This window comes from Streptomyces pactum, assembly GCF_016031615.1.
GTDB lineage: Bacteria > Actinomycetota > Actinomycetes > Streptomycetales > Streptomycetaceae > Streptomyces > Streptomyces pactus.
Genome location: NZ_JACYXC010000002.1, coordinates 361,695 through 383,306 on the forward strand (window position 1 = coordinate 361,695; position 21,612 = coordinate 383,306).

The following is a 21,612-nucleotide window of genomic DNA, read 5'->3' on the forward strand; positions in this document are numbered from 1 at the left end:
CACCTCGGGACGGGCGCCCCTGCCATCGGCGCCGGCTCCGCGTGCCAGCTCCCCGCGCCGGCTCCCCGGCCGCGGCGGCCGGCCGGCGGCCGCCCGGCCGTTCGCCGCGATGGTGCCGGAGCTGTGCCCGGCGGCCGTCCTGGCCCCGACCCGCGGGCGCCGGCGACACGCCTGCCCCGGGCAGCCGCCGGCGGTGCGGCCGCCGCCGGCCCGCAGGTCTCAGACCGTGTCCACCAGCCGGAACCGCTGGGCCAGCACCAGGGTGTCGTCATCGACGGTGAAATCGGGGTCGCCCAACTCCGCGCGCAGCTCGGGGCTGTGCCAGAAGGTCTCGTGCCCGGCCCGCCACTCGGCCACCGACGTGTCGCCCTCCCCCTCGTCGAGGGCGTGCCGCAGGTCGACGTCGCCGAGCCGGACCACCCGGACCTCGGTCATCTCGATCACCGCGACCCGCCGCCCGTCGGAATCGACCACGGCCTGCCGTTGACCGACCTCGGGAAACGGCTCACCCGCACGCTCGTATCCCAGTACCAGCGCGGAGGTGGCGGTCTTGGCCCCGGACAGGATCGCGGCGACCAACCGGTCCCGCAGCGGCCCGGGGAAGGCGAACTCCGCCACCGGGAGATCATCGAGCGTCATGCCGCGCAGGCTACCGCCCGGGAGGCCGCGACGCCCACGCCGCGGTCACCGCAACCCGCCGGCCGCACCGCCGTGGCCGCACCCTCGTAGCCGTACCGGCCGGGGCCGGTACCGCGGCGGGCGGACGATCCCCCGGCCCGTCCCGGCCCGCCCGGCCCCGCGGCGACCGCGGTCACGGCCGCGGCGGGCCCCACCCCGGTCCGTCGGCGCCGGCCCGGTCCTGGGATCATCTGGCGTGAGTCCCCCCTGCCGCGGGCCACGAAGATCAGGAAGACTGCACAGGTCCGGCACCCCGGAGCACCGGACGTGCGACGGCAGGCGGTGACATGCCCGGCGTGCCCGCGCGGTACACGGGCGCCGCCGCCCTGCGGGACGCCTCCGGGACCACGCCGGCTCCCCGTGCCGGCCACCGGCGGCCCACCCCCAGTCACCGGGGGAGGGCCGCCGGCCCGGCCGGCCCGTCCCCGCCCCTGGAACAGACCGGAAAGTGACGCCGTGAGAGACCTCCGCCTGCTGCCCAAGGCCCATCTCCACACCCACCTGGAGAGTACGGTCCGCCCCGCCACGATCCGGGAGCTGGGCGGTGAGCCACCGGTCCAGGACCGGCCGTTCACCAGTTTCCGGGAGTTCGCCGACCAGCGGGCCCGGGTACGCGGGCTGCTCCGCGAGCCCGGACACTTCCGCCGGATCGCCGAGGAGTTCTGCCAGGACGAAGCGGCCCAGGGCGTCCGCTACGCGGAGGTCACCTTCACCGCGGCGTCCCACGGCGAGCGCCTGGGCGATCCGTTGATGCCGCTGGAAGCGGTGCTGGAGGGCCTGGCCGCCGGAGCCGAGCGGTACGGCATCCGGACCCGGGTGATCCTCGACCACTCCCGCCGGCGCTCCGTCGAACGGCTGTGGCACAGCCTCCGCCTCGCCGACCGGTACCCGCAGGTGGTCGCCCTCGGCCTGGCGGGGGACGAGGCCTACCCGGCCGCCCCCTTCGCCGAGGTGCTCCAGGCCGCCCGCGAGGCGGGGCTCCACCTGGTGCACCACGCGGGGGAGACGGCCGGGCCGGCGAGCATCCGGGAAGTGCTGACGGTCGGGCACGCGGAGCGGATCGGCCACGGCATCCGGGTGCTGGACGACCCGGATCTGGTCGCCGAACTGCGCCGGCGCCGGGTGCCGCTGGAGGTCTGCCCGTTCTCCAACGTGCTGCTCGGGCTGGTGCCCTCGCCGGCCGAACACCCGCTGCGGCGCCTGGTCGAAGCCGGTCTGGTGGTCACCCTGAACACCGACGGGGAGACCGACCTGGCCGCGGAGTACCGGCGCGCCCGGGAGATCCACGGCTTCGACGACGCCGAGCTGGCCGGCCTGGCCCGGGCCTCGGTCGAGGCCGGCTTCGCGCCGGACGAGCTGAAGACCCGCATCCACGCCGAGATCGACCGGTGGCTGGACAGCTGACGAGCACGCCGCCGCCGTCGCACCGCACCGGCAGGAGGGGCGGTGGCGGGAACGGAACCCCCGACGACCGGACCCGCTCCCGCACCCACCCGAACGCGGCGGAACGCCCCACCGGTGCGCCGGGGCCCGTCCGCCGGTGGGCCGGGGCCCGTCCACCGGTGGGCCGGGGCCCGTCCACCGGGCCCCCGCCGCCCCGCCCCCGCACCCGCACCCGTCGCCCCCGCAGCCATCCGCCGCTGTGCCGGGGCCCGTCCACCGGGCCCCCCGCCTCCGTCGCCCCCCGCCCCCCGCCCCCGTCGCCCCCCGTACCCGCCGGGCCGGCGGGACCGTCCGCCGGCCCGCCGGTGCTCACCCGTCGGCCGAGGGAGCCAGGGACAGGTCCCAGAAGTCGGCGTAGCGGCCGCCCCGGCGCAGCAGTTCCTGGTGGGTGCCGTCCTCGACGACACGGCCGGAGTCGAGGAAGACGATGCGGTCGGCGTGCTGGACGGTGCGCATCCGGTGCGCCACCATCACCACCGTCCGCCCCGCCATCAGACGCTCGACACCGGCGTGCACGGCCGCCTCACCCACCGGGTCCAGCGCGGAGGTGACCTCGTCCAGCAGCACGATCGGCGCGTCCTTCAGCAGGGCGCGGGCGATCGAGACCCGCTGGCGCTCGCCACCCGACAGACGCGCTCCGCCCTCGCCGACGCGCGTCGCCCACCCCTCGGGCAGCCGCTCGACCACCTCGTCCAGGCGGGCCGCGGCCGCGGCCGCCCGCACCTCGGCGCCGGTCGCACCGGGACGGCCCAGGCGCACGTTCTCCTCGATGGTGCCGTCGAAGAGGTACACGTCCTGGAAGACGATGGCGAAGTGCGCCATCAGCTCCGGCGTGCCGATCTCGCGGACGTCCGCCCCGCCGACCCGGACCGCGCCCCCGTCCACGTCGTGGAACCGGGCGAGCAGGTGCAGCAGGGTGGTCTTGCCCGCACCCGACGGCCCGACCACGGCGAGCCGCTGCCCCTGCGGAACGGACAGCGAGAGGCCGTCGAACACGGTGCGCCCGCCGCGGCGGAAGGTGACCGACGCGAACTCCACGCCGTGGCCGGCGGGCCGTACCGGGCGGGCCGCCTGGGGCAGCGGCTCGGTGCGCAGCACCGCGTCCAGCCGGGCCAGTTCACCCCGTGCGCCGCGCAGCTTGCCGCCCAGCTCCGCCAGCGACAGCAGCGGGTCCGCGCACCGGGCGGCCAGCACCAGGACCGTCAGCAGCTCCGCGGCCCCGACGTCACCGTCGAGGGCCAGGTACGCGCCCAGCGCCAGCACGGCGGTGAACACCGCCTGCACGGTCAGCGTCAGCCCCAGCGCACCGGGCAGCGTGGACAGCGTGGAGCGGCGCGCGGCGCGCCGGACCTGCCGCAGGGCGTCGTCCAGCAGCCCGAAACGCTCGGTGGTCCGGCCGCCGGCGCGCAGCACCGGCTGGGCCCGCAGGTATTCGACGACCCGGCCGGTGGCCTCGCGGTCACGTGCGGCGCGCTCGGCGTCCTCGGCGGCCGTCGCCCGCGCGGTCAGCACCTGGATCACCGCCACCAGGGGGACCGCGGCCAGCGCGACCAGCCCCAGCCGCCAGTCACAGGCGAGGATCACGGCGACGATCGTCAGCGGCGTCACGGCTGCGGAGACGAACGGTGCCAGCAGGTGCGCGATCACACTCATCGCCTGGAGCACCCCCTGACCGGCCAGCGCGGACACCTCGCCGACTCGGGCGGGGCCGAACCAGCCGATCGGCAGCCGGGCCAGATGGTCCCCCAGGCGGTGGTACACCCCGCGCAGCAGCGCGGTCCCGACGCGGAATCCCGACAGGTCGCCGAGGTACCGCAGCACGGCGAAGGCCGCCACCGCGGCCCCGAACGCGCCCAGCCACGGCCAGGCGTCCTCGGGCGTGTCGCCGAGCAGTTCCCGCAGCACGGGCACCAGCAGCGCGTAGGACAGGCCCTCGACGACCGCGGCCGCCGTCATCAGTGCGAGGGTGCGGCGCAGCGGGCGGGAGTACCGGTGGCCCAGTACGGACAGCAGTACGCGGATCATCGTGGGTCGTCTCCTTGCCGTGCGCCCTGGGGCCGGCGCACGAAGATCTGGTCGTACGGGGCGGCGGCGAGCGCCCCTCCGCGGGCGGCCGGCCACCGGCGTCCCGTTCCCGGTGCGCCCCGGCCGGCGGGGCGGAGCCGGGCGGGCCGCGGACGGACCGTTCCCGGGGAGCCGGCCGCGCCGCTGCGCCGGAGGCGTCCGGCGCCCCGTCCCGCCCGCGGCGTCGCCATGCCCCGCGCCGGCCCGGAGGCGCGGCCCACCGGGCGGACCTGACCTTGCGTCAGCACCGCCGCTCACCTTCCCCCGAGGGGTCCGCGGTGTGCCGGGAGTGCCACAGACCGGCGAGCCTGCCACCGGCGTCGAGCAGGTCGGCGGGCCGGCCCTGTTCGACGATCACCCCGTCCTCCAGCACCGCGACGGTGTCGGCGCCGGCGATGGTCTCCGGGCGGTGGGCGATGACCAGGACCGTCCGGTCCCCGCGCAGCGTCTCCAGGGCCCGGCGCACCGCCCGTTCGGTGTGCGGGTCGGCGAAGGACGTCGCCTCGTCGAGCACCAGGACGGGAGCCTCGGACAGCAGCGCGCGGGCGAGCGCGACCCGCTGCGCCTCACCGCCCGACAGCCGGGCCTCCTCGCCCAGGACCGTCTCGTAGCCGTGCGGGAGTTCGGTGACGCGGTCGTGGATGCCGGCCAGCCGGGCGGCACGCACCACCTCCTCCCGGTCCGCGTCCGGCACCGCCAGCGCGATGTTCTCCGCGACCGAGGCACGCAGCAGCCGGACGTCCTGGAACACGAAGGAGACGTGCCGGTACAGCTCCCGGCCGCCCAGCCGGCGCAGATCGACGCCACCGAGCCGGACCGTGCCGTCGGTGGGGTCGAAGAACCGCGGCAGCAGTTGCACCAGGGTGGACTTGCCGCTCCCCGACGGGCCGACGAGCGCGGTGACCGTGCCGGGTTCCAGCACCAGGTCGATGCCGCGCAGCACCTCGCGGCCGGGTTCGTAGGCGAAGCGGACGCCGCGCAGCTCCACCCGGTGGCCGTTCGGGGCGACCGGGTGTTCCGGTTCCGCGAGCGGCGGCACGGCGAGCACCTCCCGGATCCGGGCGGCCGCGCGACGGGCGGCCTGCACCTCGTCGAAACCGTGCCCGAGCGCCGCCACCGGGGCGGTCAGCCCCAGCCCCAGCAGCAGGAACGGCAGCAGATCGGCCGCGGCCATCCCGCCGCCGGTGATCAGCGCCGTGCCGCCGGTGGCCACGGTGAGGAGGACGAACGGGGGTGAGAGGAGCAGTTGCATCGCGGCGGCGATCGGGGAGATCCCGTGCACCCAGCGGCGGAAGACGGCGACGAAGTCGTCGGCGGCGTCGCGGAACTCGCGGTGGGCGCTCTCGCCCCCGCCGAAGGCCTTGACCACCGCGATGCCCTGGACGAACTCCACGGCGGAGCCGGCGATCCGCGCCATCGCCGCGTCGAAGTCGGCCTGCTCGCGCAGCCGGGCCGGGGTCATCATCAGCGGGACCAGCGCCACCGCCGCGACCACCGGGACCAGGGTGATCAGCGTCAGCCGCCAGTCCACGGTGAACAGGTAGACCAGCGACACCAGCGGGACGACGAAGGCGGAGACCAGCTCGCCGGGGGTGTGGGCGATGAGCGGGTGCACGGCGCCGACGTCCTCGCCCACCAGCTTGGCCAGTTCACCGCCGCGGCGGCGGGAGAGCCAGCCGATCGGCACCCGCCCTAGGTGGGCGGCGAGCCGCCGGCGGAGGGCCAGCTGGACCTCCGCGTCGAGCAGGTGGCCGACCGCCGCCGCGGCGCCGGTGCACAGCAGCCGGACGGCCAGGCCGGCCGCGCCGGCGACCACGGTGAGCCGGACGTTGCCGTGATCGACGGGTCCGGGCGCGAGCAGGGTGCGGCCCAGCTCGACGACCGCCAGCAGCGGCGCCAGTCCGGCCACCGCGCCGACGACCTGGAGGACGACCACGGTCGCGAAGCGTCCCGCGTAGGGGCGCAGCAGCGCTGCCGTGCCGTGCCCCTCGGAGGCGTCCGCAGGGGCGGAACCGGTGTTCCGCGGTGGCCGGGTGGCCTGGTGTCTCGCCTCGGCGAGCTCGGTGGGGGTCATCGTCCTCTCGTCTTCGTCGATCCCGTGGGGGAGTGGGGCGCGGGCCGGCGGGCCACCGGGGAGCCGGGCCGCCGGCCCGGGGCGCCGGTGGCCGCCGAGGGTGGACCGGCCGGGCACGGGCACAGCACCCGCGACCGGCACCGGCCCGCCACGTCCCTGAACCCCGGCCTCCAGGGCGCTCGGGCGGTGGTCAGCGGGGCCGCGGGCGTCACGCCCGCACGCCACCCTCCGAATTCTTACGTCGTAAGAGTCGCCTCGACGCTATATTTACGCCGTAAGAATCGTCAACCCGGAACGCGAGGCGTCCGGTGCGGAGGGAGCGGCGCCATGGCGGCCAACAGGTCCCGCGGGCAGCGCGCGGGGCTCACCCGGCAGGCGGTCCTGGAGGCAGCCCTGCGGCTCGTCGACCGGGAGGGGATGAAGGCCCTGTCGATGCGCCGGCTCGGTGCCGAACTGGGAGTGGAGGCGATGACCCTCTACCACCACGTGCCGCACAAGAGCGCCCTGCTGGACGGGATGATCGAACTGGTCGTCGCGGAGGCCGTACCGACCCGGTTCGGCGCGGCCACCTGGCGGCAGGACCTGAGCGCCTACGCCCACGCGCTGATGACCGCGCTCGACGCGCACCCGCACGCCGTACCGCTGCTGCTGTCCCGGCCCGCCCTGACGCCCCGCAACCTGCGGACCATGGAGGCGGTGATCGGGATGCTGTGCGAGGCAGGCTTCCCGCTGTCCAGAACCCTGGACGTCCTGTACTCCCTGACCAGCTTCGTCGTCGGCCACGCCGCCGCCGAGGCGGGCAGCGTCGACGGCGCCGGTGCCCTGGCCGAGCTGGACGCGGACACCTACCCGCTGCTGGTCGGCGCGGCCCGAATGGCGGGCGAGGACGCGGGCCGGGCGCGCTTCGACTTCGCCCTCGACGCGCTGCTGGGGGGCTTCGAGAGGGAACTCGGGCACGGCTGACGGCCCGGTCCGGCCGTACGGCACGGCCGGTGCAACCACGGACCACCTGCTCGGCGCCCATCGGCCCCGGGCCCCGCGCCGACGCACCCGCCCGCCTCCGTGCGCCGGGCCCCCGGACGGGCTACCCCGGCGGGGACACCGGGCGGCGGTGGGCCGGCGCGGACGCCCGGCCCGTGCCGGTCCCGCGGGCCGAACGCGGTTCCACGGACCCCGGCCCGCCCGTGGGCCGAGGCGGCGGATTCAGGTGCAGCCAGGCGGTGAGCGCCGCCTGCAGATCGACCACGTCCCGGTACTCCAGCTCCTCGCCGACCGGCCCGGCGTACAGACGGACGGCACGCCCGGTCACCTGGTAGCCCACCCGCCCGTACGAGCGGACGGTCCGTCCGTTCGCCAGGTCACTCAGCAGGGCGGTGGCGCGGGACGGCGCGGACGCCACCCCGGTCCCCGGCCGGGGACGAGGCGCGGTCGCCGCGGGCGGTGGCTTGGCCGGCAGCCCGAGGGCCAGGTAGAAGGCCCGGATCGCCTCCTCCAGCGGCCGCGGGGTGCCCGGGGCGGCATCGGCGAACGCCGCGAGCAGCCCGGGGTCCGGAGCCGGAGCGTTCTCGCCGTACGGCCGCGCGTGCAGGGGCGGTTCGGTGTGGTCCAGACACACGGTCACCGGCGGGATGAGCACCTCGGTGAAGGCCGCGCGACGGCTGTCGGCGTACAGCGACCGCAGGTGCGACACCTGGGCGTGGACCGGGTTCTCCCCGTGCGGCACCTTCGGGCGGTACACCTTGGCCTTCCGCCCGTAGGCGCCCCGGGCCCGATGCAGCACCCCGCCCTCCGTGACGAGCGCGGTGACCTGCCGCTCGCCGTTCCCCAGCCGGAACCCGATCACCCTCGTCGCCAAGACCCCTCCCCGGGATACGCCGGTGGACCGACGCTACCGGGGACACGCGCTCCCCGAGGCGGTTTCACCGGATCGCCCCCGTGGCCATGGGCGGGCCGCGCGTGACCGCACGTGACCCTCGTGACCGCCCGGACGAGGTCGCCGGAACGCCCGCACGTGGTCGGCGGCCGCAGGCCCTGCGCGGGAGACCGTGCCCCGCCGGCCGGCTCGCCGGGACGGGAGCGGACGGCGGCCGGAGCGGCCGGGCGCCGGGGTGCCGTCGCCATGAGCCGACCTGGCGGCCCGTCATGTCGGCGAACCCGCCGGTCACGCTCCGGCCGGCCGCGCCGTCATGGGCTGTCCCTCGGACCATCCGGTCGGCGGGCGGAGAGCGCCGGCGTGACGTACCCGGTGAGGGGCGGTCAGGTGCCGGCCGCCGGCCGGTCGACGCGGTAGAGGTAATGGGTCCGGTCGTCGACCGGGTTGTCCGGCTCCAGGTCCCCGACCCCGACCCGGCGCAGCCCTGCCCGTTCGAGCGCCCGCCAGGAAGGGCGGTTGGCCGCCACCACCGGGACGAGAACGCACGGGGCGCCCGGGTGCTCGACCCAGGTGCGCCCGATGACGGAGCGGATCACCGCCGTCCCGATGCCCCGGCCGGTCAGGCGGGGATCGCCGATCAGGTAGTCGACGGTCATCGCCCCGTCGGGCACGGGGACGACGGCCGCGAGCTCGGCCAGGTAATCGGGGTAGTCGCACAGGCGGGAACGCTGTACGAGACCGACCGGACGGTCTTCGAGGAACGCGAGGAGGTCCTCCGAGGGCTCCTCGCCCCGCGCTGCGGGACCGAAGTCGCGCGCCACCGCTTCCGCCGTGGTCTCGTGATTCCACCAACGCTTCACATGGGGCTCTCGGAGCCACCTGCGCAGCAGCGGGAAGTCCTGTTCCCCGACCCGACGCAAGGTTATGTTCATGCAACCGCTCCCGACTGCGCACGTTTCCTCTGAGCCTATGCGCCGCGCAGCCCGGCTCTTCGAAGACATCCGCCCGGCGACGTGCCGGCCCCGGCCGTCGACGAGTGGCCGTGACCGGGCGGTTGGGGACGGGAAGCACGGCGGTCGCCACCATGGCCGACGACGGCACCGCGTGGTGTCGCCGCGCTCGGCCCCGACGGATGCGCACCCTCAGCCCGGGGCCATGCGGCTGAGGTGCTCCCAGGACCGGTACAGATCCGTCCGGGCGCGGTGCATCTCCAGCACGTGATCGAAGGACTGGCTGCCGACGATCACCCGCCGCGGCGGGTCGGGCAGTGCGGCCAGCTCCATGATGACCGGAGCGGCGGTGTCCGGCTCGGGGGCGACGGCATCGCCCCACATCGCCTCCATCTCGGTGCGCAGGGGCCGGTACCGGGGCAGGGGTTCGGTGGCGGTGGTGCCGGTGGTGAACAGGCCGGTGTGGTAGCCGCCCATCTGCACGACGGTGACCTTGATCCCGAACCTCTCGACCTCCATCGCCAGCGCCTCGCTGACCGAGTCCAGTGCGGCCTTGCCGGCGCCGTAGAAGCCGACAGTGGCCATGCCGCCCCCGGTCCCCATCGAGGTGATCTGGAGGAGCCGTCCCCCGCCGTTGGCGCGCAGGTGGGGGAGGACCGCCTGCGCCACCCATACCGCCCCGAAGAAGTTGACGTCCATGTGTGCCCGGATCTGCTCCTCGGTGGCCTCCTCCACCATGCCGTAGAGCATTCCGCCGGCGTTGTTGACGACGATGTCCAGCCTGCCGAACGCGGCTGCCGCGCGCTCCACCCCGTCGAACACCGCCTGACGGTCCGCGACGTCCAGCGCCAGCGGGACCAGATCGCCGGGGTGCTTCCCGGCCAGTCCGTCCAGCGGTCCGACGTCGCGGGCGGCGGCCACCACGCGGTCGCCGACGGCCAGGGCGGCCTCGGTGAACGCCCGGCCCAGGCCGCGGGATGCGCCGGTGATGAACCACACTCTCGACTGCGTCACAGAGTCTCACTCTCGGTAAACGAAACGAACCGTCTCGGCTCGCCTGGACTCTAGGGCATCCCGAGGGTCTGTGCAATACGGACCGTCTCGTTCAGATCAGGCGGTAGGCTCGCCGCATGTCCAACGTGAAGGGGCCGGACCACTCCCGGCGCAAGGAGCGGTCCCGGCAGGCCATCCTGGCGGCCACCCGTGCCCTGGTCGCCGAGGAGCCGTACGAGAAGATCACGGTCGAGGCCATCGCCGCGCGGGCCGGCGTCGGCAAGCAGACCATCTACCGGCGGTGGCCCTCCAAGAGCGCGGTCGTCTTCGCCGCCTTCCTGGCCCTGAGCGAGGACGGGGAGGACGGACGGTCGGTCGCACTGCCGGACACGGGCGACATCGAGGCGGACCTCAAGCTCGTCATGCGCGCCACGGTGGAGGAGTTCGCCGACCCGTCCTTCGACAGGATGATCCGGGCCCTGACCACCGAGATCGCCGTCGACGCCGCACTGGCGGCCGAGTACCGCGAGAAGCTGGCCCGGCCGCTTGCCGAAGCGAAGAAGGCGCGTCTGCGCAGTGCCCAGGCGGCCGGCCAGCTCGACCCCGCTGCCGACCTCGATCTGGTCCTCGAAGTGCTCTACGCCCCCCTCTTCCAGCGATGGCTGCACCGCGGCGGACCGTTGACCACGGCCTACGCCGACGCCCTGGTTGACGCGACCCTCAGAGCCTTCGGCCCCGGACGGCGGTGACCGCGCGCCCCGCGGAACGCGGCGGTCGGCTCCAGGCCACCCCGGCCACCCCGACCCTCCGAGCGTCGGCACTGCGGCGCTCCCCGGCCGGGGGTGCCGCCGGGGCCGTCGCGACGAGCCCGCGCCCGCCGCGTCCGGCCCCTCCCCTCCCGGTGGCCGTCACGCCGGGCGCCCGGCGTCACCGGGCCGGCAGCGGCGACGGGGCCGGGTCAGTCGACGGCGGTTCCCTCCAGCTCGATCATCTGACCGGGGACGGCCAGCCGCCTCACCTCCAGCATCGTGGTGGCCGGTGCCACCCCGGCGGCGCCCAGCCGCGACGCCAGCACGCCGTAGTGCGGGAACAGCTGGTCGACGTCGGTGGTGTAGACGTTGAGCCGGACGAGATTGGCCAGCGACATGCCGGCCGCACCGAGCACGGCCTCCAGGTTGTCCAGGCTCAACGCCAGCTGCGCGGCCATGTCGCCGTCGTGCTGCGGCCTGCCCTCGTCGCTCATCGCGGTCTGCCCGGAGCAGTACAGGGTCCGGCTGTGCCCGGAGACGACTTCGCCCTGGTTGAACCCCATCTCCACGGACCACGTCACCGGGTTGACCGCCGTTCGTTCCATCGTCACATCAGCTCCATGTCATGTATGCGTCGTCGGTACGGACGTCCGCCGGCGTGCCGGCCGCCATCCGTGACCTCGTTGATCACGAGCCTCGCAACAAAAAGTGACACCCTTGGTCATGTATTCGATAAGGTCCGCGTATGCGCGCCGATCGGCTTGTCTCGCTGGTCCTGCTGCTGCGCCGGCGCGGTCGGCTGACCGCGGACACACTGGCCCGGGAACTGGAGGTGTCCACCCGGACCGTGCTGCGCGACATCGAGGCGCTGTCCGCGGCCGGCGTCCCGGTCTACGCCGAACGTGGCCGGCACGGCGGGTTCGAGCTGCTGCCCGGATTCCGCACCGAGCTCACCGGACTGAACCACGACGAGACCCTGGCCCTGCTGACCGCCCACTCCAGGCGCGGCCGGCAGACGTTCGGCCTCGGCTCGGCCCTCACCTCGGCCCTGCGCAAGGTGGTGGACGCCCTCCCCGAGAGCCATCAGGCGACCGCGAGCGAGGCGGCCCGGCGCTTTCTCGTCGAGCCGGCGACCGACCTGCTCTCACGCCGGCCGGCCACCGAGGAGGTGCCCGGCACGACGATGGCCGAGATCCGGCGCTCGGTCCTCGCCGGACACCGGCTGCGCATCCACTACGCGGCCACCGGCCAGGCCCCGCGGTGGCGCACGGTGGACCCCATCGGCCTGGTCACGGTGCGCGACCGGAGTTACCTGCTGGCCACCCGGTCCGGTGCGGACCGCACCTACCGGCTGTCGCGGGTGCTGGCCGCGGCGGAACTCCCCGAACCGGCACAGCGGCCGGACGCGGTCGACCTGGACCGGATCTGGCGGGAACGCTGTGCGCAGTTCCTCTCCGAGGACCACATCACCGTGCTGGTACGGGTGAACGCCGAGCGTCGGGAGGACCTGCTGAACACCGTGGTGGCCGTACGCACCGCACTCCCCGACGCGGACGGCCGGCTGCGGATGGAGGTGACGTACCAGGATCTGCGGCACGCCGAGTGGGGGCTGTGGCAACTCGGCACGGATGCGGAGGCCCTGGCCCCGGCGTCCCTGCGCGCCGCCCTGCACCGCCGCGCCGCCGCGATGGCCGCCCGCTACCGGACCACGGTGCCCGGTCCGGACGGCAACGAGCCCCCGTGAGCGGCCCCCGCGCACGGCGGGGCCGTCTCCTCCCGCCGACCGGCCGGGCGGGGCCGGCCCGGCCGCCGCGGACGGGCACGGGGCGCTGTCGGTGGCGGGTGGCAGCATCGGGTGCATGACGGACATCACGGCATGCGACTGGCGGTCCTTCCTGCACGGGTGGAGCGCGGAATGGGCGGACTCCCTGCCGGAGGGCGAGGCGCGCAGCGAGGACGACGAGGCCGCACGGCGGGCGCGGTGGCTGGGGTTCCCGCCCGCGACCGACGAGCGGATCGCCGCCATGGAGGAGCGCCTCGGCCGGCGGATGCCGCCGTCGTACCGGGAGTTCCTCAAGGTCAGCGACGGGTGGCGGCACGCGGGCGGGTTCGTGCGGCAGTTGGCCGGGACCGAGGACGCGCGCTGGCACGGCAACGAGTCCGGCCTCGCGGAAGAGTTCGAGGCGTACCTGGACGAGGACGCCGGCCCCGAGGAGCGGCGCGAGGCGGACATCTGGCGGCGCGGTCTGCAACTCGACGTCGTATCCGACGCCACCCATGTCCTGATGGACCCCGAGGACGTGGACGAGGACGGCGAGTGGGCCGTGTACACCTGGGCGAGCTGGCGGGCCGCCCCACCCGAGCGGCACGCGACCTTCCGCGCGTTCATGCGGGCGATGCACCGGGAGTTCCACGACCTGCGGGCGTGAGGGGCGACGAGGGGCCGGTGTCCGCCGACGACATCACGCGCGATCCGGCCGCCCGGGTGGAGGAGGCCCGGCGAGGCGCTGCGCGGCGGCCGGGACGGGCCGCACGGGCGCCGGGCGGGGCCAACGGGTACGGCAGGCCGCGGGCCGCCGGTCCGGGACCGGATACGCCCCCTGCCCGGGCGGACCTCCGGGGTGCACGTTCGAGGACCTGGTGACCGGCCCTCGCCACGCGCCGGACCCGCCGCGCCAACGGTATTCCACGGCCCCGGGCGGGGCCCGGCTCGCCGCCCGGTCACCCTCGGACCCGCGGGCACCCGTGGCCGGCCTCCCCTCCGGAGCCGGCCGGCCGTCGAGGGCCGGCCACGGGTGTGCGGCCGTGGTTCCCGTCAGCGGATGTCGTGGCCGGGGTGGGCCAGATCGTACGCGCGCCGCGCCTCGGCGATGCCGGCACGGTGGGCGAGCGACCAGTCGGCGAGTGCCTTCACCAGGTGGGTCAGATCGGCCCCGGTCCCGGTCAGGCGGTAGTCGACCTGGGGCGGGACGGTCGGACGGACCGTGCGCAGCACCAGGCCGTCGCGTTCGAGCCTGCGCACGGTGAGGGTGAGCATGCGCTGGGAGATGCCGTCGATGGCGCGTTGCAGTTCGCGGAACCGCCGCGGGCCGCCGGCGAGTTCGACGATCACGAGCACCGACCACTTGTCGCCGATGCGGTCCAGGACGTCGCGGATGCCGCAGTCGGGGTGGTCCTCGTGGCCGCAGGGGGCGAGGTCGGCGGGGCCGGTTACCCCGGTGTGCGTGAGTGACATCGAAGTGCCTTCTTGTGGCCGGTGGACGTGCGATCAAGGATCAAGCGTAGTTACCGATGAGAACCACGACGGAAGACTGCGATGGACATGATCCTGGTCACGGGAGCGAACGGGAACCTCGGCTCGGCCACCCTGGCGGCGTTGCGCGCCCGCGGAGTCGCCGCGACAGGCGGTAGCCGCACGCCGGGCAGCGGGATGCGGCGTCTGGACTTCGACGACCACACGAGCCTCGATCTCACCGGGGTGGCGACCCTGGTGCTGATCTCCGCCGGCTACGCCGAGGACGACCGGGTCGTCGGGCGTCACGCGGCGGTCCTGGACGCCGCGGTACGCGACGGCGTCCGCCACATCGTCTACACGAGCCTGACCACCGCCGGCGACCATCTCGGTTTCGCGCTCGCGCACCGCGCCACCGAACGCCGGGTGCGGGCCGCGGGACCGTCCTGGACCATCCTGCGCAACGGCCTGTACGCCGAACTCTTCGGCGGCCTGCTGCGGTGGACCGGGGACGGTGTGGAGTCCCCCTTCGGGGACGGCGCCCTGGCCGCGGTCGCACGCGAGGACCTCGCCGAGGCGACGGCGATCGTCGCGGCGCATCCGGAGGGACACGGCGGGCGCGTGTACGACCTCGTCGGCACGCCGGTCACGGCGGATCAGGTGGCCGGCCGGCTCCAGGTTCCGCACCGCACCATCGGCCTGGGCGAGTACCGCCGCAGGCTCCTGGAGGAGACGCCCGGCCTCCTGCCGTTCCAGCCGCCCATGCTCGCCTCCATCGCCACCGGCATCCGGCACGGCTTCCTGGACGGCACCACCCCCCACCTCACCGACCTGCTCGGTCGCCCGGCGCGTGACCCACTGCCCGTGGCCGCCGCGGCCGCGTCCGCCACGCGACCGGAAGCCGGCGGCAGCGCCGCGCGCCGGACGGCGGGGTGACCCCCTCCCGGCACCGGAAGCGCCGGGAGGACCCCTGACCCGTCCACGCGCCGGGCCGCCCGGCGCAGCGGCCGCCCGGTCGCGCAGGGCCGGCCCCCGCCCGGCCGCTTCCCGACCGAGGAGGAAAAGCCGTCGGCCGGCCGTACCGGGCCGCCACGGCTCCCTCGCCCGCACTCCCCTGCCCGGCCGGGCGGTGCGAGCACCCCCACGGACGACCCCCTACGGACGACCCCACGGGGCGCGGCGGGGGCAGGTCACCGGGGAGCGGCTTGCATCCGCGCGGGTGGTGCGGGACGGTTGCCATGGTCATCTATACGTTCCCTGGCAGAAAGGTGGTGGGGGGCACGACGCGTGCCTCCAAATGATCTCTGCTTCCCGCGGTCCCTCCGCCCGCCCCCGCGACGCCGGTCCCCCGATCGGCGCGGCGTGGATCGAGGCCCCCTGCCCCGTGCTCGTCATCGACCGGCACGGCCGCCTCGTCGGGGCCAACGAGGCGGCCCGGCTGCTCCTGCCCGCCGCGGCCCCGGGTGACGAACCGCACACCGGGGTGCCCCCGTGGCTCGCGGAGGCCCACCTGCGGACCGGCGGCCTGCCGGACGCCTCCGCCGGTCCGCCGGCCGGGGAGATCGGTCACCGTCACTTCGTGGCCCACCCCACGCCGGGCGCCGCGGACGATGTGGTGTGGTGGCTGGTGGAGGAGACCGGCCGGCGCCGGGCCGAGGCCGCGCTGAGCCGGGCACGACAGAGATCGGAAGTCCTCGCGGAGGTGTCCAGCACCCTGCTGTCCACGCTCAACGCGCCGCGCTGCATGGAGGTGACCGCCTCCCTGGCCGCGGAACACCTCGCCGACGCGGCCGTGGTCGTCGCTCCGCCGCAGGGCCGGTCCCACCCCCTGACCTTCGCCCGCCGCGGCGGACCGGTCACCCGGACCACGCGGTCGGTCGATGTCGCCGGCGTGCCCGGGCTGGCCGAGGCACTCCAGGGCTTCCCGCCGGTGCCGGCCCGCTGGATCAACCCCGATGACCTGCCCTCCTGGACCGTCCCGGAAGGATTCACCGGGCCGGTGGGGTCCGTGATCGTCGCCCCGCTCCCCGGCCACGGGGTGCCCGCGGGGGCGCTGATCCTGCTGCGCTCGGGCACCGAGCAGGTGTTCACCGAGGGCGAGGAGAGCTTCGCCCGCCTCTTCGCCGCCCGCGCCGGCGCCGCGCTGTCCGCGGCCCGCCTGTACAGCGAACAGGCCGCCATCACCGCCACGTTGCTGCGGGACCTGCTGCCCCCGGCGCTGAGCGACGTGCACGGGGTCGAGTACGCCGGCGGCTACCGCGCCGCGCAGGACCACGACCGGGTCGGCGGTGACTTCTACGACGTTCACCCCGGGGCGGACCCCGGCGAGGAGACCCTCGTCGTCCTGGGCGACGTCGCCGGCAAGGGCCTGGACGCGGCGGTGCTCACCGGCAAGATACGCAACACCCTGCACGCCCTGCTGCCGCTGGCCCAGGACCACCAACGCGTCCTCAACCTGCTCAACGGCGCCCTGCTCAGCTCCCACCACAAGCGCTTCGCCACCCTCGTGCTCGCCTCGGTCCGCCGGCACGGAGACCGCACGCGGATACGGATGACCAGCGCGGGTCACCTCCCGCCCCTCATCATCCGGACCGACGGCACGGTGGAGGAGGCGCCCACCCGGGGCACCCTGGTGGGCGCCCTGCCCACCGTCACGGCGCACACGGTCCACACCGAGCTGGGTCCCGGGGAGACGTGCCTGCTCTACACCGACGGCATCACCGAGGCCCGTGGCGGCCCGCTGGGTGACGACATGTTCGGCGAGGACCGGCTGCGGCAGGCCCTCTCCGAATGCGCGGGCATGCCGCCGGAGGCGGTGGTGGAACGGGTGCGGATGCTGGTGGCCCAGTGGCTGGGCACGGGCCGCCACGACGACATCGCCGCCGTGGCCATCAGCGCGCGGCCGGCCGGCCCGCCCGCCGGCGACGGGCCGGCCGGCGGTCCGCCGAGGAGGAGCGCGTGAACCCCCGGAGCACCGCGACCGAACTGGCCGGCCGGCTGTGGCAGGCGGTGGCCGACGGCGACGAACACGCCGCCGTCGCCCTGGCCCGCCGGTCACTGGCCGACGGGGTGGGGGAGGAGACGCTGCTGCTGGAGGTGATCGCGCCGGTACAGCGGAAGGTCGGTGAGGAGTGGGCCGCCGACCGCATCAGCGTGGCCCAGGAGCACGCCGCCACCGCCATCAACGAACGGGTCGTCGCCTTCCTCGCCCACCACCGGACCACCGAGGGGGACCGCGTCGCCCGCCGGGGGCGGGTGACCATCAGCTGCATCGACGGCGAATGGCACGCGCTGCCCGCCCGGCTCGTCACCGAGGTCCTCCGGCTGCGCGGCTGGCAGGTGGACCACCTGGGCGCCCAGACCCCCACCCCTCACCTGGTCGCGCACCTGCACCACACCAACCCCGACGCCGTCCTGCTGTCCGGCTCGTTCCCCACCCACCTGCCGGCCGCCCACGCGGCCATCACCGCCTGCCAGGCCGTCGGCGTGCCCGTCCTGGCGGGCGGCCGCGCCTTCGGGACCGACGGCCGGCACGCGCTGGCGCTGGGCGCCGACCGGTGGGCGGCCGACGCGCGCGGCGCCGCCGCGGCGCTCGACGCGGGCCTGGCCCGTCCGCTCCCGGCGGCGGTCCGGCAGCCGGTGGACGACCTGCCGCACCTGACCGACCAGGAGTACACCCTGGTCGTCCGGTCCCGCTCCGACCTGGTCAGGCAGACCCTGGCCGGCCTGGAGGTCCGCTTCCCCGCCCTGCGCGGCTACACCCGGACCCAGCGCGAGCACACCGCGCAGGACATCGGCCACATCGTCGATCATCTGGCCACCGCCCTCTACATGGACGATGCCGAGATCTTCACCGTGTTCCTCACCTGGACCGCCGACATCCTCACGGCCCGCCACGTCCCCGCCCGCTCACTGCTGGCGGGGCTGGACGTCCTCGCCGGGCGGCTGGGCGAACTCCCGCGCGCCGTGCGGGTCATCCGGCAGGGCACCGCTGCCCTGCGCGACCGTCCCTCGCCGGACCCCGGAACCCCCGCCTGACGCACGTCCCGGCCGCACCCGGGCGCCGGCGCCCGCCCGCCGCGTCGCCGGCCGTCCGCTTCCCGGCGGGGCGCCGACCCCGGCCGGCGACACCGCCGGCACCGCCCGCCGGCGGTCGCGTCTCCCGGGGTCCCGGCCACCGGCAACGCGTGCAGGGCCCGCCCCGGTGGCGCGACCACCGGGGCGGGCCCTCACCCGCACCACGGGTCAGAACGGCATGTGGCGCCGGGCCCGCCGGCCGGCCGAGCCGCTCCGGCCGACGGCACGCGAGCTGGAGCGGAACGGCTTGCTGAGCAGTCGGCCCAGGAAGCCGGGCGCCTTGGAGCCGGCCCGGCTGCCGGCGGCGAGGGAGCGCTGGGCTCCGTTCTGCGGATGCCGGGACAGCCGCGGCAGCAGGAAGGCGAGCACGGCCAGGACCAGGCACAGGGCGATGACTCCGACGATGACCATCACGGGCTCCCGAGGTTTCGTTGTGTGGGACGGACCCTGCGGCCCGTGGAACCCGCCTGCCCCCGGTCGCCGCCCCGCACGCACCCCGGCACAGCGCCCCGGCGAGGAGCGGGCCACCGCCCCTTTGCCGGGACCGTCCCTTCCCACCGCACACCGGCTCCCCGGGCCGGCCGCTCCCCGGGACACCGCGGGAACGGCCGGCCCGCGCCCGGTACCGACCGCGGTGACAACTCGTCCGGCACCCAGGTGTGTTCGGGGCAGATGCGGGCAGTCGGGGGCAACGGACGGACCGGCACCCCACGGGGCCGGTCGGTGACACCACTGAGAGGAGCACTCGATGGTCAGGTCGGGCAGGAGCAGGATCGCGGCGCTGTCCGTCACCGGAGTCCTCGCCGGCGCGCTGCTGGTCGGCTGCGGTGACGACGGCGACACGGCCGACGAGGCGAAGAAGCCGGCAGCCGGCCGGGACGCGGACACCGGAGACGGGGCCACCGAGGCGGTCCGTTCCGCCTACGACCGGACGGCCGAGGAGGAGACCGCGCGGATCATGCTGCAGACGCGGACCTCGGCCGAGGGCAAGTCGGCGACCGTGCGGGGGAAGGGCGCTGTGGACCTGGACGACGGCGACAGCGTCCTGACCCTGACCGCGGACGGCCAGCAGATCGAGCAGCGGGTGGTCGATCAGCAGCTGTACCAGAAGCCCCCCGCCGGGCAGGCACCGGACGACAAGCCCTGGGTCAGGATCGACCTGCGGAAGGTCGCCGCCCAGCAGCGCGCCGGCAACCAGTCCATGAACGATCCGGCGCAGTCCGCGAGCCTGGCCAAGGCGATCGACGACAAGGACGTGGTGAAGAAGGGCACGGCCACGGTGGGCGGCGTCACCACCACCCAGTACCGCGTGCGGGTCGACGTCGCCGAGCTGCCCGACGGCGCCGCCCTGAGCAAGCAGATCGGCCCCACCCTCCCGATGGACCTCTGGCTCGACGACCAGGGGCGCATCCGCCGCCAGCAGGTGGACATGACCATCAAGGCCGCCCCCCGGCCCGAGGGGCGTTCCTCGCAGCGGTCCTCCGAGGCCCCGGAACGGGTGACGGTGCGCACGGTCCTGGAGTTCTCCGACTTCGGCACCGAGGTGGAGGCGGACGCCCCGCCGGCGGGGAAGGTGACGGACCTGACCGACGAGGCCACCAAGCAGCAGCGCTCGGCGCGCTGACCCCGCGGCCCGGGCCGCCGGAGCGGACGTGCGGCCGGCCGCGCGGTCCGGCCCGGCCGCGCCGAGCCCGGCGGGGGCGGTCAGGACCGCTGGGCGGAGACGGCGTCCTCGACGGACGGGTGGAAGGTGAAGACCTGGTCCAGGCCGATGATGCCGAAGACGCGCTTCAGATCGTCGTTGAGCCCGGCGATGACGAAAGCGCTGCCGGCGCCCGCCGCCCGGTGGTAGGCGGAGATGAGCACGGTGATGCCGGTGGAGTCGCAGTAGGTGAGGGAGGACAGGTCCAGCACCAGCGCGCCACCGGGGACCAGCGGGGCCGCCTCCAGGGCCTCGCGCAGGTCCGGCGCGGTGTGGTGGTCGAGCTCCCCGGTGACCCGCAGCACGTTCACCGCGGGCGTGCGAGGAAGGAGGGTGACGGTCAGGGTGCGGTCGGTCACCGGTTCTCCTGGGTGGTGTGCGGAACAGGGGGGACGGACAGGGCGAGCAGAGCGGTGTCGTCGCTGACTCCCGCCCCCAGGGCGGTCAGCAGGTCGTCCACGACGGCCAGCAGCCCGTCGGCATCCTGCCACGCGGCGGCCGACAGGTGCGCGGACAGCCCCTCCTCACCCAGCATGGTTCCGTCCGGGTGACGGGCCTCGGTGAGCCCGTCGGTGTACAGCAGCACGGCATCTCCAGGGGCCAGCCGGGTCGTGATCCCGGTGAACTGCGGGCGCGGCAGCAGCCCGATGAGCTGGCCGCCCGGGGTGGCGAGCGGCTCCACGGTCCCGTCGGCGCGCAGGGCGAGTGCCGAGGGGTGGCCGCCGCTGGCGAGGGTGACGGAGAACGTACCGCCCGGCTCCGGCAGCAGCACCCCGAACAGAGCGGTGCAGTACCGGGGGTTGTCGCCCTGGTACTCGCCCTTGAGAACGCTGTCGAGGTTGGCCAGCGCCGTACGCGGTTCGGGATCGTAGATCGCCGCGGCGCGCAGGGTGTAGCGCGTCAGCGAGGTCAGGGCGGCGGCGTCGGCGCCCTTGCCGCACACATCGCCCAGGAAGAACGCCCACCGGTCGTCGTCCAGGGGGAACAGGTCGTAGAAGTCGCCACCCACCTCGTCCGCGGACGCGGTGTGGTAGGCGGCCGCGGCGCACAGGCCGGGCACCTGCGGGAGCGCCGGGGGCAGCAGGGTGCGCTGGAGGGTACGGGCCAGACGCTCGGCGTCGGTGCGCAGGGCCCGCTCGGAGGAGACGGTGCGCATCGCCGACAGCCGCAGCTCCAGTTCGTCCATCACCAGTGCCGCGAAGTCCTGGAGCGCGGCGATCTGCTCCCGGCTCACCCGGCGGGGCCGGGTGTCCAGGACATCGACCGAGCCCAGGTGGTGTCCGTCGGCGGTGGTGATGGGGGCGGAGGCGTAGAAGCGGATCCCCGGCTCGCCGCGGACCAGCGGGTGGTCGGCGGTACGGGGGTCGGCGAGCGTGTCGGGAACGACGTGGGGGACGCCGTGGGCCACCGCGGTGGCGTACAGCCCCGGCTCCCGGGGGACCTCCCTGACACCGTGCAGACCGTGGGCCGACTTGAACCACACCCGGTCCTCGTCCACGATCGCCACGGTGGCGATCGGCACGTCGAAGAAGCGGGCCGCCAGGCCCGCGATGCGGTCGAAGACCCCGTCGGGCGGGGTGTCGAGGATGTGGTAGCGACGCACGGCACGCAGGCGCCGACGCTCGTCGGCCGGCGCAGGCGGCGCACACCGCTGTGCCTCTGACGTCATGGCCTTCCTCTCCGGTTCTCCCTCCGGCCCGCGGAAGGCCCGCATGCGGACGTTCGCCGCCGTAACGGCTGGTCTATCCTACGGAGCACGTCAACCGGGCTGTGCGGG

19 protein-coding genes and 1 pseudogene are annotated in these 21,612 nt (G+C 75.3%); 9 read left to right on the forward strand and 11 right to left on the reverse strand.

The window, feature by feature from the left end:
* Nucleotides 1-219: 219 nt before the first annotated feature.
* Nucleotides 220-639 carry an ASCH domain-containing protein gene (locus IHE55_RS29805; protein ID WP_197992518.1) on the reverse strand — a complete coding sequence of 140 codons (420 nt, stop codon included), beginning with the start codon at nt 637-639 and terminating at the stop codon, nt 220-222.
* 495 nt (nt 640-1,134) lie between these two features.
* On the opposite strand from IHE55_RS29805, the gene add reads away from it, so the two are divergent.
* Nucleotides 1,135-2,082 (forward strand): adenosine deaminase, encoded by a 948-nt coding sequence (gene add / locus IHE55_RS29810; protein ID WP_307826947.1) that lies wholly within the window; start codon nt 1,135-1,137, stop codon nt 2,080-2,082.
* A gap of 348 nt (nt 2,083-2,430) precedes the next feature.
* Here the strand turns inward: add and IHE55_RS29815 are convergent, their stop codons facing one another.
* Both IHE55_RS29815 and IHE55_RS29820 read right to left on the reverse strand, forming a co-directional pair.
* The gene (locus IHE55_RS29815) at nt 2,431-4,146 is read right to left on the reverse strand and encodes an ABC transporter ATP-binding protein (RefSeq protein WP_197992519.1); all 1,716 of its coding nucleotides are present in this window, start codon (nt 4,144-4,146) and stop codon (nt 2,431-2,433) included.
* Nucleotides 4,147-4,426: 280 nt separating this feature from the next.
* Nucleotides 4,427-6,259, reverse strand: a complete 1,833-nt coding sequence (locus tag IHE55_RS29820; RefSeq protein WP_197992520.1) for an ABC transporter ATP-binding protein — start codon at nt 6,257-6,259, stop codon at nt 4,427-4,429.
* 327 nt (nt 6,260-6,586) lie between these two features.
* Here IHE55_RS29820 and IHE55_RS29825 point away from each other — a divergent pair, with 327 nt between their 5' ends.
* Nucleotides 6,587-7,222 carry a TetR/AcrR family transcriptional regulator C-terminal domain-containing protein gene (locus tag IHE55_RS29825; RefSeq protein ID WP_197992521.1) on the forward strand — a complete coding sequence of 212 codons (636 nt, stop codon included), beginning with the start codon at nt 6,587-6,589 and terminating at the stop codon, nt 7,220-7,222.
* 121 nt (nt 7,223-7,343) lie between these two features.
* Here the strand turns inward: IHE55_RS29825 and IHE55_RS29830 are convergent, their stop codons facing one another.
* The 3 genes from IHE55_RS29830 to IHE55_RS29840 all read right to left on the reverse strand — a co-directional run bounded on the left by IHE55_RS29830 (nt 7,344) and on the right by IHE55_RS29840 (nt 10,096).
* Nucleotides 7,344-8,114, reverse strand: coding sequence for a hypothetical protein (locus IHE55_RS29830; RefSeq protein ID WP_197992522.1), 771 nt, complete (start codon nt 8,112-8,114; stop codon nt 7,344-7,346).
* Between the two features lie 401 nt (nt 8,115-8,515).
* Nucleotides 8,516-9,064 (reverse strand): GNAT family N-acetyltransferase, encoded by a 549-nt coding sequence (locus tag IHE55_RS29835; protein ID WP_197992523.1) that lies wholly within the window; start codon nt 9,062-9,064, stop codon nt 8,516-8,518.
* Between the two features lie 210 nt (nt 9,065-9,274).
* Nucleotides 9,275-10,096 carry an SDR family NAD(P)-dependent oxidoreductase gene (locus IHE55_RS29840; RefSeq protein WP_197992524.1) on the reverse strand — a complete coding sequence of 274 codons (822 nt, stop codon included), beginning with the start codon at nt 10,094-10,096 and terminating at the stop codon, nt 9,275-9,277.
* Between the two features lie 116 nt (nt 10,097-10,212).
* Between IHE55_RS29840 and IHE55_RS29845 the strand changes: the two genes are divergently transcribed.
* Nucleotides 10,213-10,824, forward strand: coding sequence for a TetR/AcrR family transcriptional regulator (locus IHE55_RS29845; protein ID WP_197992525.1), 612 nt, complete (start codon nt 10,213-10,215; stop codon nt 10,822-10,824).
* Between the two features lie 209 nt (nt 10,825-11,033).
* On the opposite strand, the gene IHE55_RS29850 is transcribed toward IHE55_RS29845, so the two are convergent.
* Nucleotides 11,034-11,429, reverse strand: a complete 396-nt coding sequence (locus IHE55_RS29850) for a RidA family protein (protein ID WP_197992616.1) — start codon at nt 11,427-11,429, stop codon at nt 11,034-11,036.
* A gap of 140 nt (nt 11,430-11,569) precedes the next feature.
* Between IHE55_RS29850 and IHE55_RS29855 the strand changes: the two genes are divergently transcribed.
* On the forward strand, nt 11,570-12,568 hold the full coding sequence (locus IHE55_RS29855) for a helix-turn-helix transcriptional regulator (RefSeq protein ID WP_197992526.1): 999 nt from the start codon (nt 11,570-11,572) through the stop codon (nt 12,566-12,568).
* A 115-nt stretch (nt 12,569-12,683) separates the two neighbouring features.
* Nucleotides 12,684-13,491, forward strand: a pseudogene (locus IHE55_RS29860) (SMI1/KNR4 family protein); the annotation flags it as partial.
* A gap of 148 nt (nt 13,492-13,639) precedes the next feature.
* On the opposite strand, the gene IHE55_RS29865 reads toward IHE55_RS29860, so the two are convergent.
* On the reverse strand, nt 13,640-14,059 hold the full coding sequence (locus tag IHE55_RS29865; RefSeq protein ID WP_197992527.1) for a winged helix-turn-helix transcriptional regulator: 420 nt from the start codon (nt 14,057-14,059) through the stop codon (nt 13,640-13,642).
* Between the two features lie 87 nt (nt 14,060-14,146).
* Here IHE55_RS29865 and IHE55_RS29870 point away from each other — a divergent pair, with 87 nt between their 5' ends.
* The 3 genes from IHE55_RS29870 to IHE55_RS29880 all read left to right on the forward strand — a co-directional run bounded on the left by IHE55_RS29870 (nt 14,147) and on the right by IHE55_RS29880 (nt 18,094).
* Nucleotides 14,147-14,992, forward strand: coding sequence for a Rossmann-fold NAD(P)-binding domain-containing protein (locus IHE55_RS29870; RefSeq protein ID WP_197992617.1), 846 nt, complete (start codon nt 14,147-14,149; stop codon nt 14,990-14,992).
* A gap of 361 nt (nt 14,993-15,353) precedes the next feature.
* On the forward strand, nt 15,354-17,018 hold the full coding sequence (locus IHE55_RS29875) for a PP2C family protein-serine/threonine phosphatase (protein ID WP_197992528.1): 1,665 nt from the start codon (nt 15,354-15,356) through the stop codon (nt 17,016-17,018).
* Complete coding sequence (locus tag IHE55_RS29880; protein WP_197992529.1) at nt 17,015-18,094, forward strand: cobalamin B12-binding domain-containing protein; 1,080 nt, start codon at nt 17,015-17,017, stop codon at nt 18,092-18,094. Before IHE55_RS29875 ends, IHE55_RS29880 begins: the two co-directional genes overlap by 4 nt.
* A 207-nt stretch (nt 18,095-18,301) precedes the next feature.
* Here the strand turns inward: IHE55_RS29880 and IHE55_RS29885 are convergent, their stop codons facing one another.
* Entirely contained in the window at nt 18,302-18,544 is a 243-nt protein-coding gene (locus IHE55_RS29885; protein ID WP_197992530.1) for a DUF6411 family protein, read from the reverse strand.
* Between the two features lie 337 nt (nt 18,545-18,881).
* On the opposite strand from IHE55_RS29885, the gene IHE55_RS29890 reads away from it, so the two are divergent.
* Complete coding sequence (locus IHE55_RS29890; protein WP_197992531.1) at nt 18,882-19,757, forward strand: SCO4651 family lipoprotein; 876 nt, start codon at nt 18,882-18,884, stop codon at nt 19,755-19,757.
* 80 nt (nt 19,758-19,837) lie between these two features.
* Here the strand turns inward: IHE55_RS29890 and IHE55_RS29895 are convergent, their stop codons facing one another.
* Both IHE55_RS29895 and IHE55_RS29900 read right to left on the reverse strand, forming a co-directional pair.
* Nucleotides 19,838-20,194 carry an STAS domain-containing protein gene (locus tag IHE55_RS29895; protein WP_197992532.1) on the reverse strand — a complete coding sequence of 119 codons (357 nt, stop codon included), beginning with the start codon at nt 20,192-20,194 and terminating at the stop codon, nt 19,838-19,840.
* Nucleotides 20,191-21,504 carry a PP2C family protein-serine/threonine phosphatase gene (locus IHE55_RS29900; RefSeq protein ID WP_197992533.1) on the reverse strand — a complete coding sequence of 438 codons (1,314 nt, stop codon included), beginning with the start codon at nt 21,502-21,504 and terminating at the stop codon, nt 20,191-20,193. Before IHE55_RS29900 ends, IHE55_RS29895 begins: the two co-directional genes overlap by 4 nt.
* Between the last annotated feature and the right edge of the window lie 108 nt (nt 21,505-21,612).

Excerpts from the sequence above, each read along its gene's own strand:
- IHE55_RS29805 (WP_197992518.1), bottom strand. The coding sequence starts at position 639 with ATGACGCTCGATGATCTCCCGGTGGCGGAGTTCGCCTTCCCCGGGCCG.
- IHE55_RS29815 (WP_197992519.1), bottom strand. The coding sequence starts at position 4,146 with ATGATCCGCGTACTGCTGTCCGTACTGGGCCACCGGTACTCCCGCCCG.
- IHE55_RS29820 (WP_197992520.1), bottom strand. The coding sequence starts at position 6,259 with ATGACCCCCACCGAGCTCGCCGAGGCGAGACACCAGGCCACCCGGCCA.
- IHE55_RS29825 (WP_197992521.1), top strand. The coding sequence starts at position 6,587 with ATGGCGGCCAACAGGTCCCGCGGGCAGCGCGCGGGGCTCACCCGGCAG.
- IHE55_RS29835 (WP_197992523.1), bottom strand. The coding sequence starts at position 9,064 with ATGAACATAACCTTGCGTCGGGTCGGGGAACAGGACTTCCCGCTGCTG.
- IHE55_RS29845 (WP_197992525.1), top strand. The coding sequence starts at position 10,213 with ATGTCCAACGTGAAGGGGCCGGACCACTCCCGGCGCAAGGAGCGGTCC.
- IHE55_RS29850 (WP_197992616.1), bottom strand. The coding sequence starts at position 11,429 with ATGGAACGAACGGCGGTCAACCCGGTGACGTGGTCCGTGGAGATGGGG.
- IHE55_RS29855 (WP_197992526.1), top strand. The coding sequence starts at position 11,570 with ATGCGCGCCGATCGGCTTGTCTCGCTGGTCCTGCTGCTGCGCCGGCGC.
- IHE55_RS29865 (WP_197992527.1), bottom strand. The coding sequence starts at position 14,059 with ATGTCACTCACGCACACCGGGGTAACCGGCCCCGCCGACCTCGCCCCC.
- IHE55_RS29870 (WP_197992617.1), top strand. The coding sequence starts at position 14,147 with ATGATCCTGGTCACGGGAGCGAACGGGAACCTCGGCTCGGCCACCCTG.
- IHE55_RS29875 (WP_197992528.1), top strand. The coding sequence starts at position 15,354 with ATGATCTCTGCTTCCCGCGGTCCCTCCGCCCGCCCCCGCGACGCCGGT.
- IHE55_RS29885 (WP_197992530.1), bottom strand. The coding sequence starts at position 18,544 with ATGGTCATCGTCGGAGTCATCGCCCTGTGCCTGGTCCTGGCCGTGCTC.
- IHE55_RS29890 (WP_197992531.1), top strand. The coding sequence starts at position 18,882 with ATGGTCAGGTCGGGCAGGAGCAGGATCGCGGCGCTGTCCGTCACCGGA.
- IHE55_RS29900 (WP_197992533.1), bottom strand. The coding sequence starts at position 21,504 with ATGACGTCAGAGGCACAGCGGTGTGCGCCGCCTGCGCCGGCCGACGAG.